The 2,710-nt window shown below is 46.6% G+C and carries 4 protein-coding genes; all 4 read right to left on the bottom strand.

Translation table 11 applies throughout. The features are described 5' to 3' along the window. Positions 1-48: 48 nt before the first annotated feature. Complete coding sequence (fliP, locus tag PHF27_RS14250; protein ID WP_300071531.1) at positions 49-783, bottom strand: flagellar type III secretion system pore protein FliP; 735 nt, start codon at positions 781-783, stop codon at positions 49-51. Between the two features lie 55 nt (positions 784-838). Further along, positions 839-1,384, bottom strand: a complete 546-nt coding sequence (locus PHF27_RS14245) for a flagellar biosynthetic protein FliO (RefSeq protein WP_300071528.1) — start codon at positions 1,382-1,384, stop codon at positions 839-841. 4 nt (positions 1,385-1,388) lie between these two features. Continuing rightward, complete coding sequence (locus tag PHF27_RS14240) at positions 1,389-1,751, bottom strand: response regulator (protein ID WP_018704284.1); 363 nt, start codon at positions 1,749-1,751, stop codon at positions 1,389-1,391. A gap of 32 nt (positions 1,752-1,783) precedes the next feature. Further along, the coding region (gene fliY, locus PHF27_RS14235) for a flagellar motor switch phosphatase FliY (RefSeq protein ID WP_300071524.1) at positions 1,784-2,710 on the bottom strand (927 nt) is incomplete at its 5' end.

Raw genomic sequence — 2,710 nt, 5'->3', positions numbered from 1 at the left:
CGGCCCAATTCGACAGCATAATCTGCCGACATAACTCATCGCCCCGTTTCAATTAAAACTCATAATTAATGATCGTACAACCAAATGCCAGCCATCAACCAAGACAAATAAGAGAATCTTAAAGGGCAGTGAAATCATGACTGGCGGCACCATCATCATCCCCATTGACATCAAGGTGCTTGCCACCACCATGTCAATGACGATAAACGGAATGTATAAAAGGAACCCAATTTGAAAAGCAGTTTTTAACTCGCTAATCATGAACGCTGGGATCAAGACCGATGTAGACACATCTTCCGGTCCATTAGGGCGCGGCGCCTCTGAAAGATTAACAAATAATGCCAAGTCGTTTTCACGAGTCTGCTTAAACATAAATTCCCGCATCGGCTCCATCGCTGCTTTGACGGCATCCTCTTGCCCCATTCCACCTGCTAAAAAAGGCTGCAGCGCGTTTTGATTCACTGCATCCAAGTAGGGGGACATCGTGAAAAACGTAAGAAACAGCGCCAATGCGACAAGCACCTGGTTGGGAGGCATTTGTTGAGTCGCTAGGGCGCTGCGCAAAAAAGAAAGCACGACGATAATCCGTGTAAAGGATGTCATCATAATCAAAATAGACGGAGCTAATGACAGCACAGTCAGGGTCAGTAAAATTTGTAGGCTTAGAGCCACTTCTTGAGGATTGGTCGCTTCATTAACGCCTATCGAAACATTCGGCGCCGGCACCAGCGGCGCCGCTTCCACGTCGGCACAAATTAATCCTATTATGCAAAACAGAACCATCCCGAAAAGCAGCAAGCCATGTTTCTTATAGTTCACTCCGCTACCTCTTTCTTACTTATTTTCGGGATTGATCAAACACACGCGGGAATTTGTTTTTCAGTGCATCTAAACGCTGCAACGAATTCGTCAGCATGTTGTTTAAAGGAATCTCACTAAATAATTCATCTTGTAACAACGCATCCTGCTGGGAACGAATACGGTCTATTTCTTGAGAATCGGTAATCTCCAGTAATAATTGGATTTGTTGGGAAGTAATCCCCAAAACCAAAATCCGCCCGCCTACTTCCACTACCTGGATTGCGCCTTGCTGTCCCAGCGGAATTACTTGCAATATCTGTTGCTTTCTGCCTCCATTCGCTCCCAAGTGCCCTAAGCGTCGTCCTAAAAAACGAGACGCCATATAAGCCAAAAGGAGCACTACCGCAAAGGTAAACAATAAAGAGAACACATAGGCAAAAGAAGAAAACCAAGAAATACCGCCGCTATTAGAAACTGGTTCTTGGTATTTTAAATACTCGTTTCCTGATTCTACAGCTAAAGCGGCCGTCTGCCAGACAGCCGCCGCCACTCCTACCGTTAATGCCGTCAGAAACCGTCCCATAATCTTATCCAATGACTTTGCGAACCGCTTCCAAAACACGATCCGGCTGGAACGGCTTAACAATGAAGTCCCGGGCGCCGCATTGAATGGCTTCAATAACCATAGCCTGCTGACCCATGGCGCTACACATGATCACCTTAGCATTTGCATCAATTTTTTTAATTTCCTTTACCGCCGTAATTCCATCCATTTCCGGCATAGTAATATCCATTGTAGTCAAGTCCGGTTTCAGTTCCTGAAATTTTTCTACTGCTTTTTGTCCGTTTTCCGCTTCACCGACTACCTCATACCCATTTTTAGAAAGAATATCCTTGATCATCATCCGCATGAACGCAGCGTCATCCACAATCAATACCCGTATTGCCATTGCCATCTCTCCTTATATCATTCTAGATTTTATTATTGCAAGCTACTGGCCCGTTCTATCGGGCTGACAATATCTGTTATGCGAACTCCAAAGTTTTCATCAATAACCACGACTTCCCCTTTGGCTAGCAATTTACCGTTTACTAAAACATCCACAGGTTCGCCAGCCAACTTATCCAGTTCCAAAACCGAGCCAGGACTCAACTCTAAAATTTCGCGAATCAATTTTTTAGTTCGTCCTAACTCCACCGTCACCTGCAACGGTACGTCCAAAATCAAACCAATATTCCCATCTACGCCCGCCATTGCGCCTGGCACAAGCGGTGAAAATTGTACTGCCTGCACTGGAACTTGAGGCTGTTGATAGCTAGGCTGCGGCGGTGCGTAATAGCCCTGCTGCGGAGGCATTGCCGCAGCAGGAGCTGGAGCGGCTGCGGCGGCCATAGGAGGAGCCGTCTGCGGCGCTGTTGGCGCAGCAGCTGGCTGCGCAGGAGCTGCCGGTACTGCCGCCTGTTGAGTTGCCATATCGCCCATAAGATTTTTGACCAGCGTCTTAGCTACCTCTACCGGCAAAATCTGCATAATTTCGCTGTCAATTAAGTCTTCCACTTCCATACGGAAAGCCACCCTCACCACGTTTTCCGTCGCAGTAAGCGCCGACGTCAACGGCTCATGCGTGGCAAAATGGATCAAGTTCGCTTTTGGCGGTGAAATATCAATTTTTTGTTTAAACATAGTCGACATCGAAGTAGCTACCGAACCCATCATTTGGTTCATAGCTTCTCCTACAGCGCTCATATATAATTCATTTAATTCCGTAGGAGGATTGGTGCCGTCATTGCCCATCATCAGATCCGCAATAATCAGGGCATCTGATTCTTTAATCGCCAACAAATTAGTCCCATGAACACCATGGGTATAGCCAACCTCCACTACAAGGAACGGCAACGGACAAGCATT

Source organism: Anaeromusa sp. (assembly GCF_028691475.1).
GTDB lineage: Bacteria > Bacillota > Negativicutes > Anaeromusales > Anaeromusaceae > Anaeromusa.
The sequence above is the reverse complement of the archived record's forward strand: the minus strand, read 5'-3'. Positions and strand labels throughout refer to the sequence as shown.

Excerpts from the sequence above, each read along its gene's own strand:
- PHF27_RS14240 (WP_018704284.1), bottom strand. The coding sequence starts at position 1,751 with ATGGCAATACGGGTATTGATTGTGGATGACGCTGCGTTCATGCGGATG.
- PHF27_RS14245 (WP_300071528.1), bottom strand. The coding sequence starts at position 1,384 with ATGGGACGGTTTCTGACGGCATTAACGGTAGGAGTGGCGGCGGCTGTC.
- fliP (WP_300071531.1), bottom strand. The coding sequence starts at position 783 with ATGGTTCTGTTTTGCATAATAGGATTAATTTGTGCCGACGTGGAAGCG.